Origin of the sequence: Rhodanobacter soli, from assembly GCF_039523495.1 — a bacterium.
In the GTDB taxonomy this organism is placed as follows: domain Bacteria; phylum Pseudomonadota; class Gammaproteobacteria; order Xanthomonadales; family Rhodanobacteraceae; genus Rhodanobacter; species Rhodanobacter soli.
Genome location: NZ_BAAAFK010000001.1, coordinates 2352019 through 2368380, shown reverse-complemented (window position 1 = coordinate 2368380; position 16362 = coordinate 2352019). Strand labels below are relative to the sequence as shown.

14 protein-coding genes and 1 pseudogene are annotated in these 16362 nt (G+C 67.7%); 8 read left to right on the top strand and 7 right to left on the bottom strand.

Annotated elements, in window-relative coordinates; translation table 11 throughout:
- Positions 1-723: pseudogene (locus tag ABD024_RS10805) on the bottom strand (excinuclease ABC subunit UvrA); the annotation flags it as partial.
- A gap of 132 nt (positions 724-855) precedes the next feature.
- Here ABD024_RS10805 and ABD024_RS10800 point away from each other — a divergent pair.
- The 7 genes from ABD024_RS10800 (at position 856) to ABD024_RS10770 (ending at position 5563) form a co-directional block, all read left to right on the top strand.
- The gene (locus ABD024_RS10800) at positions 856-1368 is read left to right on the top strand and encodes a DUF2059 domain-containing protein (RefSeq protein ID WP_343852455.1); all 513 of its coding nucleotides are present in this window, start codon (positions 856-858) and stop codon (positions 1366-1368) included.
- Between the two features lie 157 nt (positions 1369-1525).
- Entirely contained in the window at positions 1526-1840 is a 315-nt protein-coding gene (gene rplU / locus ABD024_RS10795; RefSeq protein ID WP_056384909.1) for a 50S ribosomal protein L21, read from the top strand.
- Positions 1841-1859: 19 nt separating this feature from the next.
- A complete protein-coding gene (gene rpmA, locus ABD024_RS10790) occupies positions 1860-2117 on the top strand; it encodes a 50S ribosomal protein L27 (RefSeq protein ID WP_149363639.1) in 258 nt (85 codons plus the stop codon).
- A gap of 152 nt (positions 2118-2269) precedes the next feature.
- Complete coding sequence (gene cgtA / locus ABD024_RS10785) at positions 2270-3352, top strand: Obg family GTPase CgtA (protein WP_343852448.1); 1083 nt, start codon at positions 2270-2272, stop codon at positions 3350-3352.
- A gap of 196 nt (positions 3353-3548) precedes the next feature.
- Positions 3549-3875 (top strand): cupredoxin domain-containing protein, encoded by a 327-nt coding sequence (locus ABD024_RS10780; RefSeq protein ID WP_343852446.1) that lies wholly within the window; start codon positions 3549-3551, stop codon positions 3873-3875.
- Positions 3876-3879: 4 nt separating this feature from the next.
- Positions 3880-4728 carry an FTR1 family iron permease gene (locus ABD024_RS10775; protein WP_343852444.1) on the top strand — a complete coding sequence of 283 codons (849 nt, stop codon included), beginning with the start codon at positions 3880-3882 and terminating at the stop codon, positions 4726-4728.
- A gap of 94 nt (positions 4729-4822) precedes the next feature.
- Positions 4823-5563 carry a hypothetical protein gene (locus tag ABD024_RS10770; protein WP_343852442.1) on the top strand — a complete coding sequence of 247 codons (741 nt, stop codon included), beginning with the start codon at positions 4823-4825 and terminating at the stop codon, positions 5561-5563.
- Between the two features lie 19 nt (positions 5564-5582).
- Here ABD024_RS10770 and ABD024_RS10765 read toward each other — a convergent pair whose 3' ends face one another.
- The 5 genes from ABD024_RS10765 to ABD024_RS10745 all read right to left on the bottom strand — a co-directional run bounded on the left by ABD024_RS10765 (position 5583) and on the right by ABD024_RS10745 (position 13093).
- A complete protein-coding gene (locus ABD024_RS10765; RefSeq protein WP_343852440.1) occupies positions 5583-7190 on the bottom strand; it encodes a carboxyl transferase domain-containing protein in 1608 nt (535 codons plus the stop codon).
- 97 nt (positions 7191-7287) lie between these two features.
- Positions 7288-9390 carry an oxidoreductase gene (locus ABD024_RS10760; protein ID WP_343852438.1) on the bottom strand — a complete coding sequence of 701 codons (2103 nt, stop codon included), beginning with the start codon at positions 9388-9390 and terminating at the stop codon, positions 7288-7290.
- Positions 9387-10709, bottom strand: a complete 1323-nt coding sequence (locus ABD024_RS10755) for an amino acid permease (RefSeq protein ID WP_343852436.1) — start codon at positions 10707-10709, stop codon at positions 9387-9389. The genes ABD024_RS10760 and ABD024_RS10755 overlap by 4 nt, the downstream gene beginning before the upstream one ends.
- Positions 10710-10727: 18 nt before the next feature.
- Positions 10728-12026 carry a Xaa-Pro dipeptidase gene (locus tag ABD024_RS10750; protein WP_343852434.1) on the bottom strand — a complete coding sequence of 433 codons (1299 nt, stop codon included), beginning with the start codon at positions 12024-12026 and terminating at the stop codon, positions 10728-10730.
- On the bottom strand, positions 12023-13093 hold the full coding sequence (locus ABD024_RS10745; protein WP_343852432.1) for an aromatic ring-hydroxylating oxygenase subunit alpha: 1071 nt from the start codon (positions 13091-13093) through the stop codon (positions 12023-12025). Before ABD024_RS10745 ends, ABD024_RS10750 begins: the two co-directional genes overlap by 4 nt.
- Before the next feature lie 142 nt (positions 13094-13235).
- Here ABD024_RS10745 and ABD024_RS10740 point away from each other — a divergent pair, with 142 nt between their 5' ends.
- Positions 13236-14309 (top strand): DmpA family aminopeptidase, encoded by a 1074-nt coding sequence (locus tag ABD024_RS10740; protein ID WP_343852430.1) that lies wholly within the window; start codon positions 13236-13238, stop codon positions 14307-14309.
- Positions 14310-14320: 11 nt separating this feature from the next.
- Here the strand turns inward: ABD024_RS10740 and ABD024_RS10735 are convergent, their stop codons facing one another.
- Positions 14321-16360 carry a S9 family peptidase gene (locus ABD024_RS10735; protein ID WP_343852428.1) on the bottom strand — a complete coding sequence of 680 codons (2040 nt, stop codon included), beginning with the start codon at positions 16358-16360 and terminating at the stop codon, positions 14321-14323.
- Positions 16361-16362 lie beyond the last annotated feature (2 nt).

The window sequence follows — 16362 nt, the reverse complement described above, 5'->3', positions numbered from 1 at the left end:
CTGCGCGGCGTCCATGTTGGCCAGGATCACCAGCCCGTCGCCCAGTCGCAGCGCGGTCTCGAACGATTCGGCCAGGCGTTGCTTGATGTCCTCGCGCGGGCGGAAGCGGTCGATCACCACCTCGATCGTGTGCTTCTGGCGCAGGGTCAGCGGCGGCACCGCGTCCAGGTCGTACACCGCACCGTCGACGCGGGCACGCACGAAGCCCTGCGCTCGCAGCTGCTCGAACACCTGCACGTGCTCGCCCTTGCGCTCGCGGATCACCGGCGCCAGCAGCATGTAGCGCTGTTCCGGGTCCAGCGCCAGGGTGGCGTCGACCATCTGGCTCACCGTCTGCGCCTCCAGCGGAATGCCGTGGTCGGGGCAGCGCGGCGTGCCGACGCGGGCGTACAGCAGGCGCAGATAGTCGTACACCTCGGTGATCGTGCCGACGGTGGAACGCGGGTTGTGCGAGGTGGACTTCTGCTCGATCGAGATCGCCGGCGACAGGCCCTCGATGTGGTCGACGTCGGGCTTCTCCATCATCGACAGGAATTGCCGCGCGTAAGCCGACAGCGATTCGACGTAGCGCCGCTGGCCTTCGGCGTAGATGGTGTCGAACGCCAGCGAGGATTTGCCGGAGCCGGACAGGCCGGTGATCACGATCAGCTTGTCGCGCGGGAGGTCGAGGTCGATGTTCTTGAGGTTGTGCGTGCGTGCGCCGCGGATGCGAATGGTGTCCATGGACGCCGGATATGGGGGGGATCGTTTACTATACCAAGGAGTTTCGATAGTTCATTGTGCTGGTTGATGGAATGCCCGGTGGATTCCGGTTTCATGGCCATGTTCGCCATGGCCGAATGTGGGAGGCAAGTCATGCGGAAGTGGGTGGGAATGGCGGTCGGCGGCGTGCTGGCGCTGGGGACAGCGGGCCAGATCATGGCGGCACAGCCGAGCGAAAAGCAGGTGCGCCAGTTGTTCCAGGTGATGCACATGGACCGCATGTTCGACCAGATGAACTCGCAGATGGCCGGCGTGATGGGGCAGGCGGTGCCGTGCGTACCGGCGGCGTACTGGCAGGGTTTCATCGACGCCAGCGGCAGCCAGCAGCTGCTCGGGCGGATGGTGCCGATCTACCAGCGTCACTTCAGCGCCGACGACGTGGCCGGTCTGCTGAAGTTCTACAAGTCGCCGCTGGGCCAGAAGGTCATCACGCAGATGCCGGTGACCATGGCCGAGGGCATGAAGACCGGCCAGGAGTGGGGCCGCGAGCGCGGCCAGGCGATGATCCGGCAGTTGCAGCAGAATGGCACGCTGGACGCCAGCGGGCGCTGCCCGGCCAGCCCGGCGGCCACCGCACCGAAGCCGGTGCCGAAGGCGGGCCATTGAGCCGCGCAAGCCCCGGTCCACGGCCATCCGGCGGGGTTCGGGGCCGGTTGTGGTCAGTATTTGACCAGTGCGCGGGCAGGTCGTTATAATCTGCGGTTCGCCAGACCCGACAAGGTCATGGCGATACCCAAGAGAATAACGACAGAAGGGCATTCCCATGAGTTACGCAGTCATCAAGACCGGTGGCAAGCAGTACCGTGTGCAGCAGGGCGACGTGCTGCGCGTGGAGCTGTTGACCGCCGAAGAAGGCGCCACCGTGAGCTTTGACCAGGTGTTGCTGGTCGGTTCCGGCGAGTCGGTCACCGTTGGTGCACCGGTCGTCGAAGGCGCCACCGTCAGCGCCACCGTGCGCAAGCACGGCCGTGCCGACAAGATCCGCATCATCAAGTTCCGCCGCCGCAAGCACTACAAGCGTCAGCAGGGCCATCGGCAGCATTTCACCGAAATCGAGATCACGGGCATCAACGCCTGAGCAACTGGAGCATTGAGTCATGGCACATAAAAAAGGCGTAGGTTCCAGCCGCAACGGTCGCGATTCGAACCCGAAATACCTCGGCGTCAAGATCTACGGCGGCCAGGCCATCGAAGCCGGCAACATCATCGTGCGTCAGCGCGGTACCCAGTTCCACCCGGGCACGGGTGTGGGCTTGGGTCGCGACCACACGCTGTTCGCGCTGGTTGACGGCACCGTCAAGTTCGCCGTCCGCGGCGACAAGAACCGCCGTTTCGTCGACGTCGTCCAGGCGTAAGCCTTTCGCGACGCGATAGCGAAGGCCCCGCTTCGGCGGGGTTTTTGTTTTTGAAGCGGGGAACAGGGAATGGGGAACAGGGAATGCATGCTTCCCGGTACTCTGTGACTGCTGACGTTCCCCGTTCCCCGTTCCCCGTTCCCGGACCACCCATGAAATTCGTCGACGAAGCAAACATCAAAGTCCAGGCGGGTGACGGCGGCAATGGCTGCATCAGCTTCCGCCGCGAGAAGTTCATTCCGTTCGGCGGTCCCGACGGCGGTGACGGCGGTTTCGGCGGCTCGGTCTGGCTGGTGGCCGACGAGGGCCTGAATACCCTGGTCGACTTCCGTCACCAGCGCAGCTTCAAGGCCAAGCGCGGCGAGAACGGCATGGGCAGCCAGATGTACGGCAAGGGCGGCGAAGACACCACGATCCGCGTGCCGGTCGGCACCATGATCACCAACGTCGACACCGACGAGGTGATCGGCGACCTCACCGCCCATGGCCAGCGCATGCTGGTGGCGCAGGGTGGCAAGGGTGGCCTGGGCAACATCCACTTCAAGACGTCGGTGAACCGGGCACCGCGCAAGGCCACGCCGGGCACGCCGGGCGAGGCGCGCGAACTGAAGCTGGAACTGCGCCTGCTGGCCGACGTCGGCCTGCTCGGTTTCCCGAACGCCGGCAAGTCCACCTTCATCCGCGCGGTGTCCGCGGCAACGCCGCGGGTGGCGGATTACCCGTTCACCACGCTGCACCCGAACCTGGGGGTGGTCAGCCTCGGCACCGACCAGAGTTTCGTGATCGCCGACATTCCCGGCCTGATCGAGGGTGCCTCCGAAGGTGCCGGCCTGGGCATCCAGTTCCTGCGCCACGTGGCGCGTACCAGCCTGCTGCTGCACATCGTCGACATCGCACCGATCGATGGCTCCGACGTGGCCGCCCAGGTGCGCGCGATCGAGCAGGAGCTGCTGAAATTCAATCCGGAGCTGTTGGAGCGTCCGCGCTGGCTGGTGCTGAACAAGGCCGACATGCTGGCCGCGGACGAGCGCCAGGCCGTGGCGGAGAAGATCGTCGCCGAGCTGGGTTGGACCCAGCCGTGGTTCCTGGTCTCGGCGATCGCCCGCGAGAACACCATGGCCGTGTGCCAACAGGTGCAGCGCTTCTTCGAGTCGCAACGCGAGGCCAGCGTGGAACGCACCGACATGCTGCCGAACGACGTGCGCTTGCGCGGCGAGTTGCCGCCGCAAGGCTGATCCGCGGATTCGATGGTGGCCCGGCAGGCACACGTCCGTCGTCGATCCTTTCGGAGTGAGGCCTCGCGCTTTCGGAACGACGCGGTCCGACGGTTGCCCATGACATCCGGCGGCGACGGTCGTGAGCGGGCACCACTTGTGCGCGATAACGAGAATGATTATCATCAACTCCACTTTGCTTTAGTGGAGCATGTTGATGCGCGGATTTTTCATCGCTGCCAGCCTGATGCTTGCCGGTTTCTCCGTGCATGCAGGTGAAATACCGGAATACAAACTGGTGATCAGCAATCACCGCTACCAGCCGGCCGAGCTGAAGGTTCCTGCCGGCATCAAGTTCAAGCTGGTGGTGGAGAACCGCGACGCTTCTCCTGAAGAGTTCGAGAGCACCGAGTTCAATCGCGAGAAGATCGTGATGCCGAACAGCTCGGCCCATATCTACGTGGGCCCGCTTGCCGCTGGGCACTACAAGTTCTTCGGCGACTTCCATCAGGACACGGCGCAAGGCACGCTGTTGGTGGAGTAGCGATATGCCAGGTATCGCACTGCTGGTTTTCCGGGAAGTCCTGGAAGCTGCCCTGATCATCACCATCGTCTGTGCGGCCACCCGCGGGGTACCGCGGCGCGGGCTGTTTGTCGGCGGCGGCCTGATCCTGGGCGTGCTGGGCGCGCTGCTGGTCGCGCTGTTCGCCGGTGCGCTGGCGAATTCCTTCAGCGGCGTCGGCCAGGAAGTCTTCAACGCCGGCGTGCTGCTGGCCGCCGTACTCATGATCAGCTGGCATGTGCTGTGGATGTCCAGCCATGGACGGGCGATGGCGGTGGAGATGAAGGCGCTGGGAGGCGCCGTTCAGAGCGGCTCAAGCTCCTTGATGATGCTGTTGCTGGTCGTGGCCCTGGCGGTGTTGCGCGAGGGCTCGGAAGTGGTGCTGTTTCTGTATGGCATGGTGGCCGGTGGCGCGGTGGGTGTACTCGGCGGGCTGGCGCTGGGCGTGATCGCGGGTATCGCAGTGGGTTTTGCCCTGTATTACGGTCTGTTGCGGATCCCGCTGCGGTATTTCTTCGATGCGACCAATGCGATGCTGATGTTGCTGGCTGCTGGCCTGGCGTCGTCGGCGGCGCGCTATCTGGTGCAGGCCGATCTGCTGCCGGCGCTCACCGACCCGCTGTGGGACAGCTCCTGGCTGTTGTCGAATGACTCGTTGCCGGGGCAGACGCTGCATATCCTGATCGGCTACGACGCCCGCCCGTCCGGGATCATGCTGGTGTTCTACACCGCCACCCTGCTGATCCTGCTGGGCGGCATGCGCTGGGTCGCTCGCGCTGCCGCCCCGCGTGCCGGCCCTGCGGCCGCCGCGATCGCAGCGCAACCCCAGTCCTGATTCCGCGTACCGACCACGCCGTCGCGGCTTGCCGCCTCGAGCGGGTGCGGTGCGCGCCCGATTCATCCGAACCTGATGCCAAGGAAGCTCCTGCGTGATCACCCATCTCCGATTCTCCCGCGGCACCTGCCTGATGTTGTTCGCTGCCGTTACGTTGGCAGGTGCCGGGCGTGCGCATGCCGATGACTTCATCGTGTATTCGCCGCACGTGATCGCGACCCAGACCGAGATCGAGCTGCGCGGCTACAGCTTCGGCGACGGCCGGTCGGACATGGATGGCCAGCGCGCCGCCGAATTGTCCGTGGCGCACGCCTTCACCGGCTGGTGGAAGCCCGAGCTCTATCTCGCCGAATACGAAAGGGAACCGGGCGCCGGCGGAAGTCTGGTGGGCTACGAGTTCGAAAACACCTTTCAGCTCACCGAACCGGGTCGCTACTGGGCGGACTTCGGCTTGCTCGCATCCTATGGCCACCCCAAGGATGGTGGACCCGGCGAATTCGAGTTCGGTCCGCTGATCGAGAAGACCGTCGGTCGCTTCGACCACCGGGTCAACCTGATCTGGGAGAAGCACGTCGGCGCGGGTGCCGCGCCCGGAACCGAGTTCCGCTACAGCTACGCAGGGACCTACGCCGTGTCGAGCGCGTTCCGCCCGGGCATCGAGGCCTATGGTCGCCCCGATGACGATGCGTACCAGGCCGGCCCGGTCGTCGCCGGCGAATGGCATGTGCCGCACAGCAGCGGCAACCTGGAATACCGCTTCGGCGTGCTGCTGGGCATCAACGCGGCGGCGCCGCGTCGCACCTGGCTGGCCCAGCTCGAATACGAGTTCTTCTGAGCCACCCGCTACCGCAGCGCTACATGCGGAACACGCAGTAGCGCTGCGGTTCGATCGGCGCGTTGAGCGAGGCGGAGATCGCCAGGCCGAGCACGCGGCGGGTGTCGACCGGGTCGATGATGCCGTCGTCCCACAGCCGCGCGCTGGCGTAGTAGGGGTGGCCCTGGCGTTCGTACTGGTCGCGGATCGGTGCCTTGAAGGCCTCTTCCTCGTCCGCCGACCATTCGCCGCCGCGCGCCTCGATGCCGTCGCGCTTGACGGTGGCCAGCACGCTGGCCGCCTGCTCGCCGCCCATTACGCTGATCCGCGCATTCGGCCACATCCACAGGAAACGCGCGCCATACGCGCGGCCACACATCGCGTAGTTGCCGGCGCCGAAGCTGCCGCCGATCACCACGGTGAACTTGGGCACGTGCGAACAGGCCACCGCGGTGACCATCTTTGCGCCGTCTTTGGCAATGCCCGCCTGCTCGTACTTCTTGCCGACCATGAAGCCGGTGATGTTCTGCAGGAACACCAGCGGCACGTTGCGCTGGTTGCACAGCTCGATGAAGTGCGCGCCCTTCAGCGCGCTCTCGGCGAACAGGATGCCGTTGTTGGCGACGATGCCCACCGGATAGCCATGGATGTGCGCGAAGCCGCAGACCAGGGTTTTGCCGTAACGCGCCTTGAACTCGTGGAATTCGGAGCCGTCGACGATGCGCGCGATCACCTCGCGGATGTCGAACGGGCGGCGGGTGTCCGGCGGGATCACGCCGTACAGTTCCTCGGCCGGGTACTTCGGCTCGACCGGAGTGCGCAGCGCCAGCGGCATGTCCTTCTTCCGGTTGAGGTGGGCCACGATGTCGCGCGCGATCGACAGCGCGTGCGCGTCGTTCTCGGCGTAGTGGTCGGCCACGCCGGAGATGGCCGTGTGCACGTCCGCGCCGCCCAGCGTCTCGGCGTCGACCACCTCGCCGGTGGCCGCCTTCACCAGCGGCGGGCCGCCGAGGAAGATCGTGCCCTGTCCGCGCACGATGATGGTCTCGTCGCTCATCGCCGGCACGTAGGCGCCACCGGCGGTGCACGAGCCCATCACCACCGCGATCTGCGGGATGTTGAGCGACGACATCCGCGCCTGGTTGTAGAAGATCCGCCCGAAGTGCTCCTTGTCCGGGAACACCTCGTCCTGCAGCGGCAGGAACGCACCGCCGGAATCGACCAGGTAGATGCAGGGTAGGTTGTTTTCCAGCGCCACTTCCTGCGCGCGCAGATGCTTCTTCACCGTGATCGGGAAATAGGTGCCGCCCTTGACCGTGGCGTCGTTGGCGACCACCACCACCTCGATGCCGTTGACCCGGCCGATGCCGGTGATCAGGCCGGCCGCCGGCGCCGCACCGTCGTACATGCCGTGCGCAGCCAGCGGCGACAGTTCCAGGAACGGCGAGCCCGGGTCGAGCAGGGCGCGGATGCGTTCGCGCGGCGGCAGCTTGCCGCGGGCGACGTGCTTTTCGCGTGCCTTGACGCCGCCGCCCTCGGCGCTGCGCACCAGCTCGCGCTGCAGGTCGTCGACCACGGCGCGCAGTTGGGCACTGCTGGTCTGGAACTCGGGCGAACGCGGGTCGATCTGCGAGGCGATGATGCTCATGGTGCGTGCTGGCTGTAGGGAGTCGAATGCCGATGATAGCGGCGCACGCCCCCCATCAGAACCACGGACTTCGGCGGGCGGCCCGCGGGGACAGCTTCTACGCCTGCGGCTCGCGCCGCAGGTCGGTGGCGTCCGCGGTGTGGAAGTGCCGTTTGAACGCGACGTCGCCGGTAGCCGGCTCCTCCAGCTCGCGTGCGTAGCGGTGGCCCGCGTAGACCGCGTGGGCGATCAGTCCCGGCGCCTCGGCGTCGCCGATGCAGCGCAGCGAGCGGATGCCGGCGTCGCTCCATGCCGCTTCGCGCTGCCGCAGCTCCTGGTGCAACGCATCGTCGGGCACGCGCGCGGTGACGGTGACCAGCGCATCGCAGGCGAGTTCGCGGCGCCGGCCGCTCCAGACGTCTTCCAGGGTCAGCGTCGAACCGTCGAAGCCGGCGATGTTGTGCGACACCACCGGCTCGATACCGAGCTTGGCCATGCGCTTGCGGATATGCCGGTAGTCCAGCGTGTTCAGGCTCCACGGGGCGATGCTGTCGTCGGGGGTCACGTAGGTCACGTCGCAGCCGTGCGCGCGCAGCATCTCGGCCGCGACGCTGGCGTAGTAGAAGCCGTCGTCGTCGAAGACCACCACGCGGCCCTGTGACAATTGGGCTTCTGGCAGGCGACCGTCCATCAGATCGTCGAGCGTGAACACGCGCGGGTTGTCGGCGAGGCCGGCGATGGCGAAGCCGTTGCTGCGCCCGTAGCCGTCGCGGCGCCAGTGGCAACCGGTGGCGAGCACCACGTGTTCCGCGCCGAAGTCGAGCACGTCCTGCGCACTCAACACGGAATCGAGATAGACGGCCACATTCGTGAGCTTGCCGATCTGGCCCACGCGCCAGTCGCGCACGCGCGCCCATTCGGCCAGGCCCGGCAGGCGGGCCTCGCGGGTGACGCGCCCGCCCAGCTCGCGGCGCGCCTCGGCCAGGCTCACTTCGTAGCCGCGCTGGCCCAGCGCGCGGGCGGCCTCCAGCCCGGCCGGCCCGCCGCCGACCACCAGCACGCGGCTGGCCGAGCGCTTCGGTTGAATGTGTTCCGGGTGCCAGCCCTTGCGCCATTCCTCGCCCATGGTCGGGTTCTGCGTGCAGCGGATCGGCGAGATGGTCATGTCGCCGGAGACGCAGATGTTGCAGCCGATGCATTCGCGGATGTCGTCGATGCGGCCCTCCTCGATCTTGCGCGGCAGGAACGGGTCGGCGATCGAGGGACGCGCGCAGCCGATCATGTCCAGCACGCCGCGCTTGAGCTGCGACACCATGGTGTCGGGCGAGGTGAATCGGCCCACGCCGACCACCGGCTTGCTGGTGGTTTGCTTGACGAAGTCGATGAACGGTTCCTGCGCGCCCTCGCTGGCGAAGCGCGAGGGCACCGAATCGTTGTACCAGGCGGCAAGGTTCACGTCCCACAGGTCGGGCAGCTCGGCCAGCATGCCGACGATGTCCTTCGCCTCGGCCAGCTCCACGCCGCCGGGGCCGAGCAGTTCCTCGGTGGCGAAGCGCAGCGCCACCGCACAGGTGTCGCCGACGGCATCCTTGGTGTCCTGCAAGACTTCACGCAGCAGGCGCACGCGGTTCTCCAGCGAGCCGCCGTAGGCGTCGCTGCGCTGGTTGCGCCGGCGCTGCAGGAAGTGCATCGCCAGCGACAGGTCGTGCGCGGCGTAGACGTAGATGATGTCCATCCCCGCGCGCTTGCCGCGGATCGCCGCCTCGCGGTGCCAGCGGCGGTATTCGCGGATGTCGTGCAGGGTCATCGCGCGCGCCTGCGACGGGTAGCCGTACTTCGACGGCTGGTGCGAGGGCGCCAGCAGCACTTCGCGCGAATACAGGTTCGACGCGGTGGGCCCGTTGTGGGACAGCTCCAGCGCGGCCAGCGCGCCGTGCGCGTGCACCTTGTCGCACATCAGCGCCAGCGCGGGGATGTCGCGGTCATCCCACAATCGCGCCTCGACGTAAGGCGTGAGGTCGCCGCTGGGATGGATCTCGCATTCCTCGGTGGAGACCACCGCCCAGCCGCCCTCGGCCTTGATCTCGCGCATCGCTGCGTGCGCCAGCGGCATCGCGTGGCCCATGCCGTTGCAGTGCGGCACCTGGAAGAAGCGGTTCTTCGCCGTGACCGGGCCGATCTGCACCGGGGTGAACAGGATGTCGTAGCGTGGATCTCTCATTCGGCGATGGCCTTGGCGGGTGGCGCGGGCTTGCGGCGCAGGCGCATGAACACGTACAGCGGCAGGCCCGCTGCGCCCAGACCCAGCGCGTACAGGAACGGCTCGCGGCCGATGCCGATGAAGGCGAAGACCACGAAGAGTGTGCCTGCGATGGCAACCAGCAGCACCTTGCGCGCCGTGCAGTTCGCGGTGCCGCGCCGCCACAGCACCGCCAGTGCCAGTGCGCAACAGAAATAAAGCGGCAGATTGGCCGCGGTCACCACCCGGGTGAGGAAGGTGAATGCCGACACCAGCGACTTGCTGTAGCTCATCCAGATCATCGCCGAGGCGAGCGCGCCGGTGACCAGCAGCGCCACCATCGGCGCGCCATGGCGGTTGTTGCGCGCAAACACCGCCGGCAGCACGCCGTTGCTGGCCATCGTGCGGGTCAGCTCGCCCACCAGCAAGGTCCAGCCATTGAGTGCGCCGAGTCCGCTGATCACCACGAACAGCGCCAGCCAGCGGCCGGAGCCGACGGCACCGAAGCGTTCCATCAGCAGCGCGAACGGCGCGCTCGCATCGGCCAGTTCCTGTTGCCGGATCAGCAGCAGCGGTACGGTGGAGACGATGATGTAGATGATCGCGGTCAGCACGGTGCCGGTCATCGTGGCGCGCGGGATCGTGCGCCCCGGGTTGTCGACCCGCGCCGCCGGCACGCTGGCCGATTCGATGCCGAGCATCGCGAACAGCGCGATCGTCGAGGCCGCCATCACGGCGCCCAGGGTCACCGGCGTGGTCGGCGGATGCGCGACATAACTCGCCGGCGAGGTGAGCAGCACCCAGCCGCCGAGCAGCGCGATCGCCAGCATCGGCAGCAGCTTCAGCGCGGTGGTCACGATCTGCACGCGGCCGCCGGTACGCACGCCGAACAGGTTGACGATCACCATCGACCACAGCAGCAGCAGGGCGAACAGCGCCGGCTGGATCGTGCCCAGCATCGGGAACACCACGGTGATGTAGCCGACCACGCCGGTCGCCAGCGCGGCATTGGTGAGCCACAGCGACACCCAGTACGCCCACAGCGCCATGTACGCCGGCAGCTCGCCGAGGGTGCTGCGGATGTAGCCGTACGGTCCATCCGCGTTCGGCAATGCATGCGCAAGATGCGAGAACACGCGGGCCAGCACCAGGCAGCCGGCCAGCACGATGACCCAGCCGATCAGCGCATTGAAGCCGAACGGCGCCAGCGACGCGGGCAGCAGGAAGATGCCCATGCCGATGACATTGCCCACGACCAGCGCGGTGCAGGTCCAGAAGCCGATCTTGTTACCGTCGCTCATGTCAGCACTCGTTGGTGTTCAGTCGAGGGAAACCGGCTGGCCGGCCTTGATCACGCCGCGCACCTGGCGCAGGCATTCGATGTCCTGCAGCGGGTCGCAGCCCACCGCGACCAGGTCGGCCGCCTTGCCGGGCGCGATCGAGCCGAGCTCGTGTTCCTTGCCGAGCAGGCGCGCGGCGTCGATGGTGGCCGAACGGATCGCCTGCAGCGGGGTCATCCCGTAGCGCACCATGTAGGCGAACTGGCGCGCATCGTCGCCGTACGGGTAGACGCCGGCATCGGTGCCGAATGCCAGATGCACGCCGGCCTTGACCGCCTTGCGGAAACCTTCGCGCTGCGCCTCGGTGGTCTCGATGTTCTTGCGCAGGATTTCCGCCGACCAGCCCGCCGTGCGGCCGACGCTGTCGATGTAGTCGCCGTCGTAGATGTCCATCACCAGCCAGGTGCCATGCTGCTTCGCCAGCGCGATGCCTTCGTCGTCGATCAGCGAGGCGTGCTCGACCGAGCGCACGCCGGCGCGTATCGCGCGCTTAATGCCTTCGGCGCCATGCGCGTGTGCGGCGACGAAGGCGCCGCGCTTCGCGGCTTCCGCCACCGCGGCGTGGATCTCGGCTTCGCTGTATTCGGATTCCCCGGGTTCGGTGCCGGCGGTCAGCACGGCGCCGGTGGCGATGACCTTGATCAGGTCGGCGCCGCCATCGAGCACGATGTCGACATGCCGGCGCACGTCGTCCACGCCCCTGGAGACGCCGCGGCGGAATACGTCCGGCACCACGGTGCCCGGCGGCAGGCCGGTGATCTCGCCGCCGCCGCCGGGCACGGTGATGTAGGCGCCGGCCACGAACATGCGCGGGCCCGGCACGTAGCCGGCGTTGATCGCATCGCGCAGGGCGACATCGGCGAAGCCGCGGTAGACACCCACATCGCGCACGGTGGTGAAGCCGGCGCGCACGGTGTCGCGTGCGTTCTTCGCGCCGATGAAGGCGTCGCGTGCGGGATTGCTCTTCAGCGGCGCGCCCGGGTCGGCCATCTGGCCTTCGTCGGCGAGATGGGTGTGCATGTCCATCAGGCCCGGCACCACGGTCCAGGCCGACCAGTCGAGCACATGCGTGCCTGCGGCGGCAGGCGTCCACGGCGCGACCGAGACGACGCGGCCGTGCTCGATCGTCACCGCCTGATCGGCGAGCAGGCGGCCGCTGTCGACGTCGAGCAGGTGGCCGGCGCGCACCACGGTCCGTTGCGCATCCTGGGCGTGGGCGAACGGCGCGGCTGCGAGCGCCGCGAGCGCGAAGCACAGGCCGTACAGTCTCGTGCTCATGCGGATTCCCCGGTGTCATGGGCATAGGCGGCGCGCAGCAGGTTCTGGAAATGCCAGACACCGCCTTCGCGCTTCGGGCACAGCCGTCCGGCAGTGTAGAAACCAGACGCCAGGCCTTTCTGCACGGCTTCGCAGATCGTGATGTCCTCGGCCTGCACTTCGTCGCTGAACGACTGGTCGGCGGCGATGCGCGCCTGCGCCTGCTCGTCCTGCGCGTAGTAGTAGTCGAACTCCACCCGGCAGCGGCCCGGCCCGAGCGGCAGGATGCGGTTGGTCTGCATGCGGCCGGGCATGATGTTGAGCATCACGTTGGGGTAGATGAAGTAGTAGAACGCCTCGCCATCGCCGTAGATGTCGCCGCTGTTGCGCAGCGGCGAGGACTGCAGCGAATGCCACGCGAACAGCTCGGTGTCGTAGGCGCGGTAGTCGAGCACGCGGGACAGGCCCGGGTGCACGTGCGGCAGGTGGTAGCCCTCGAGGAAGTTGTCGATGTACACCTTCCAGTTGCACTCGAGTTCGTAGCTGTCGCGGCGCAGGTAGCGCATCGCGGCGAGGTCGATCGGCACGATGCGTTCGGCGATGCCGGCGTAGACCTCGTCGAACGCCGGCACGTCGTCGCTTAGCGCCACGAACACCAGGCCCTGCCATTCGTGCACGCGCAGCGGCGGCAGGCGGATGTCCTCGACCTTGAAGTCGCAGGCGTCCTGCATTTCCGGCGCGCTGCGCAGCTGGCCGGCGAGGGTGTAGGTCCAGCCGTGGTACTTGCAGTGCAGTGCCTTGGCGCCCTTGCCGTTGCACAGCGCCAGCGGCCCGGCGCGGTGGCGGCAGACGTTGGGGAACGCGCGCAGCACGCCATCCTGGCCGCGCACCAGCAGCACCGGCACGCCGGCGATCTGCTCGACCGCGTGGTCGCCCGGCTCGGCCAGCAGACCCTGGTGCGCCACCAGCTGCCAGCTGCGTGCGAACACCGCACGCTGCTCCATCGCCAGCATCGCATCGCCGAAGTAGTAGCGGGGGGAAAGCGCGCGCGCGCGGTCGAGATCGTCGGGCAGGGTGTCAGCTTGCATGGTGGGCTCCACTCTCGGGATAGACTGGTGCGACGAACGGCCATCTACCGGAGTCTGCATGCCCCGCTTCCGTCTCGCACTTGCATTGTGTGTCCTGTGCGGCGTCGTGTCTGCAGCCGAACCGCGAGCGCGCGATCTTGGCGTGCCGTTCGACGGAACGCCGGGGCCGTTGAACGCGATCACCGACGTGGCCGGCGTCGCGGTCGGCCAGGTCACCCTGATCGAGGATCTCGCCAACGGCCACAAGGTACGCACCGGCGTCACCGCGATCCTGCCGCGCGGGCACGCCAGCTACGAGCTGCCGGCGTTCGGTGCGTGGTTCGCGCTCAACGGCAACGGCGAGATGACTGGCACCGCCTGGCTGGAGGAATCCGGCCAGCTCGAAGGCCCGGTGATGCTGACCAATACCCACAGCGTGGGTGTGGTGCGCGATGCGGTGATCGCCGAGCGGGTGCGCGCCGGCGGCGCCGACGCGTCGGGCTACTGGTGGTCGCTGCCGGTGGTGGCCGAAACCTGGGACGGCGAGCTCAACGACATCAACGGCTTCCACGTGCACCCGGAGGATGCCGCGCGGGCCCTGCACGAGGCGAAGGGCGGACCGGTCGCCGAGGGCAACGTCGGCGGCGGCACCGGCATGATCTGCCACGAGTTCAAGTGCGGCATCGGCACCGCCTCGCGGCGCGTGCGCGTCGGCGGGCGCGACTACACGATTGGCGTGCTGGTGCAGGCCAATTATGGCCTGCGCGACAGCCTGCGCATCGCCGGCGTGCCGGTGGGCCAGCACTTGCGCGACGACCGCATCTACAGCGCGCCGAACCCCGCCGCGGGCGACACCGGCTCGATCATCATCGTGGTCGCCACCGACGCGCCGCTGCTGCCGCAGCAGCTGAAGCGCATCGCCAAGCGCGCCGGCATGGGCCTGGCGCGGATGGGCAGCTATGCCGGCAATGGTTCCGGCGACATCTTCGTGGCCTTCTCCACCGCCAATGCCGACGCGCTGCGCGACCAGCCGCTGCAACAGGCGAGCTTCATCGGCAACGACCATCTCGATGGCTTGTTCGAGGCGACCGCGCAGGCAGCCGAGGAAGCGATCGTCAACGCGCTGGTCGCCGCGCGCGACATGCAGGGCGACGGCGGACATTACGCCAGGGCGATTCCGCATGCGGCGCTGGTCAAGCTGCTCAAGCGCTTCAACCGCTACCGTCCGCCGCACTGACGCCGTCCGGTTCACGGGCCGCTGCCTGCAGGCTTCAGGAAACGGTCGTACCAGGCCAGGTTGCGCTGCATCCGGTCGCGCAGGTAGCTCGGCACCGTGATGCCGTGGTGCTGGCCAGGATAGACCACCAGTTCGGTCGGCACCTTCAGCGAGCGCAGTGCCTGGTACATCTGTTCGGCGCCGATGCAGGGCACGTTGAAGTCGCGTTCGCCGCACTGGAATAGGGTCGGCGTGGTGATGCGGTCGGCATGCAGGAACGGGTAGCTCGCGCGGTCCCACGCCTCGCGGTTGCCCCACGGCGTGCCCAGCTCCAGCTCGTACTCGCGCGCGTACTCGTCGTCGCCGTACATGCCGTACATGTTGCCGCTGCCGGCGCCGCTGATCGCCGCCTTGAAGCGGGTGTCGCGCGCGATGATCTGGTCGGTGAGGATCGCGCCGTAGCTCCAGCCGCCGATGCCGAGGCGGTCGGGATCGGCGATGCCGAGCTTCACCACATGGTCGAGGCCGGCGAGCACGTCCTGCCTGTCCTTGTTGCCCCAGTCGGCATAGATCGCCCGCGCGAAATCGAAACCGCGGCCGGAGCTGCCGCGCGGATTCACCGCCAGCACCGCGTAGCCGTTCGCGGCATAGACCTGCCAGTCGGGCATGAACTCGCGGCTGAATTGGTAGACCGGGCCGCCGTGGATGCGCACGATCGTCGGGTAGCGCTGGCCGGGCACGTAGTCGAGCGGCTTGACCAGCAGCGCGTCCAGCGCGGTGCCGTCAGCGCTGCGGAAATGCAGCAACTCGGCCGGTGCCAGGTGTTTGTCGCGCAGCCAGCCGTTGTGGTCGTCAAGCGCGCGCAGGCGATCGCGTTCCACCGCGGCCAGCGCGTAGGGATGGGTGTCGTCACCACCGAGTACGACGATGCGGCCGTTCGCCGAGACGTCGAGGTCGACGTCGAAGCGGTCGCCGTGGGTGAGCTCGCTGACCTTGCCGCTGCGCAGATCGATGCGCGACAGCTGCGTGACCTGGCGCTGTTCGACCAGCGCATAAATGCTGCGGCCGTCCGGCGACCAGTGCACCTTGGTGAAGCAGCGGTCGATCGGCGCGGGTAGCGTGGCCTTGCCGCTGGCGACATCGATCACCGCCAGCTGCCATGGCGCGTAGTAGATCCACTTGTCCTCGCCGCCTTGCAGATAGGCGATGCGCGTGCTGTCGGGCGACCAGGCCGGGCGCGTCTCCCAGTACGGATCGAGATCGGAACCGGGAAAGCGGGTGAGCTGGCGCTCCTGCGCGCCGGCGTGCGGCGCGATCACGTAGATGTCGTAGTTGAGGTGGCGGTCGGGATCGGTGCCGCGCTTGGTGACGTAGGCGATCAGCTTGCCGTCGGGCGACCACGCGGGGAGCTGCTCGTCGTGCATGCCCGGCGTGAGCAGCGTGGCCTTGCCGCTGGCGACGTCGACGATATGCAGGTGCTTGTGGCGGCGACCGAGCCAGCCGCTGTCGTCGTCCTTGAACTGGAAACGGTCGGTGACGATCGGCGGCGAATTCTTCGGCTTCTTCGCGCCGGGCGGCTGTTCCGGATCGAAGGCGATCACGGCGAGCTGCGTGCCGTCGGGCGACCACACAAAATCCTCGACGCCGCCCGGGAGATCGGTGACCTGGCGTGCCTCGCCACCGTCGGCGGGCATCAGCCAGACCTGGGTCTTCCGCTCGTCGTCGGCCTGTTCGGCGTCGCGCTTGCGATCGGACAGGAACGCGATGGACCTGCCGTCGGCCGACCACTGCGGATGCGACTCGTCGCTGTCCGGGGTGTGCGTGAGCTGCGTGCGTTCGCGGCCGTCGTAGCGCACGCGCCACAGGTCCGACTGCGGCTGGTCGCGATCGGGGTTGGCCGTCGTCACGGTGTAGACGACGAAGTTGCCGTCGCGCGACAGCGTCGGTGCGCTGACGTCGGCCAGGCGGCTGAGGTCGGCGGCAGTGAAGCGCGCGCCGCCGGCCTGGGCATCGGCATGGGCCAGCGCGGGAGTCGCGGCCAGCAGCAGGCACAGCAACAGGGATCGGCTCATCG

Excerpts from the sequence above, each read along its gene's own strand:
- ABD024_RS10780 (WP_343852446.1), top strand. The coding sequence starts at position 3,549 with ATGCGCGGATTTTTCATCGCTGCCAGCCTGATGCTTGCCGGTTTCTCC.
- ABD024_RS10800 (WP_343852455.1), top strand. The coding sequence starts at position 856 with ATGCGGAAGTGGGTGGGAATGGCGGTCGGCGGCGTGCTGGCGCTGGGG.
- rplU (WP_056384909.1), top strand. The coding sequence starts at position 1,526 with ATGAGTTACGCAGTCATCAAGACCGGTGGCAAGCAGTACCGTGTGCAG.
- ABD024_RS10765 (WP_343852440.1), bottom strand. The coding sequence starts at position 7,190 with ATGAGCATCATCGCCTCGCAGATCGACCCGCGTTCGCCCGAGTTCCAG.
- ABD024_RS10760 (WP_343852438.1), bottom strand. The coding sequence starts at position 9,390 with ATGAGAGATCCACGCTACGACATCCTGTTCACCCCGGTGCAGATCGGC.
- cgtA (WP_343852448.1), top strand. The coding sequence starts at position 2,270 with ATGAAATTCGTCGACGAAGCAAACATCAAAGTCCAGGCGGGTGACGGC.
- ABD024_RS10775 (WP_343852444.1), top strand. The coding sequence starts at position 3,880 with ATGCCAGGTATCGCACTGCTGGTTTTCCGGGAAGTCCTGGAAGCTGCC.
- ABD024_RS10745 (WP_343852432.1), bottom strand. The coding sequence starts at position 13,093 with ATGCAAGCTGACACCCTGCCCGACGATCTCGACCGCGCGCGCGCGCTT.
- rpmA (WP_149363639.1), top strand. The coding sequence starts at position 1,860 with ATGGCACATAAAAAAGGCGTAGGTTCCAGCCGCAACGGTCGCGATTCG.
- ABD024_RS10755 (WP_343852436.1), bottom strand. The coding sequence starts at position 10,709 with ATGAGCGACGGTAACAAGATCGGCTTCTGGACCTGCACCGCGCTGGTC.
- ABD024_RS10750 (WP_343852434.1), bottom strand. The coding sequence starts at position 12,026 with ATGAGCACGAGACTGTACGGCCTGTGCTTCGCGCTCGCGGCGCTCGCA.
- ABD024_RS10735 (WP_343852428.1), bottom strand. The coding sequence starts at position 16,360 with ATGAGCCGATCCCTGTTGCTGTGCCTGCTGCTGGCCGCGACTCCCGCG.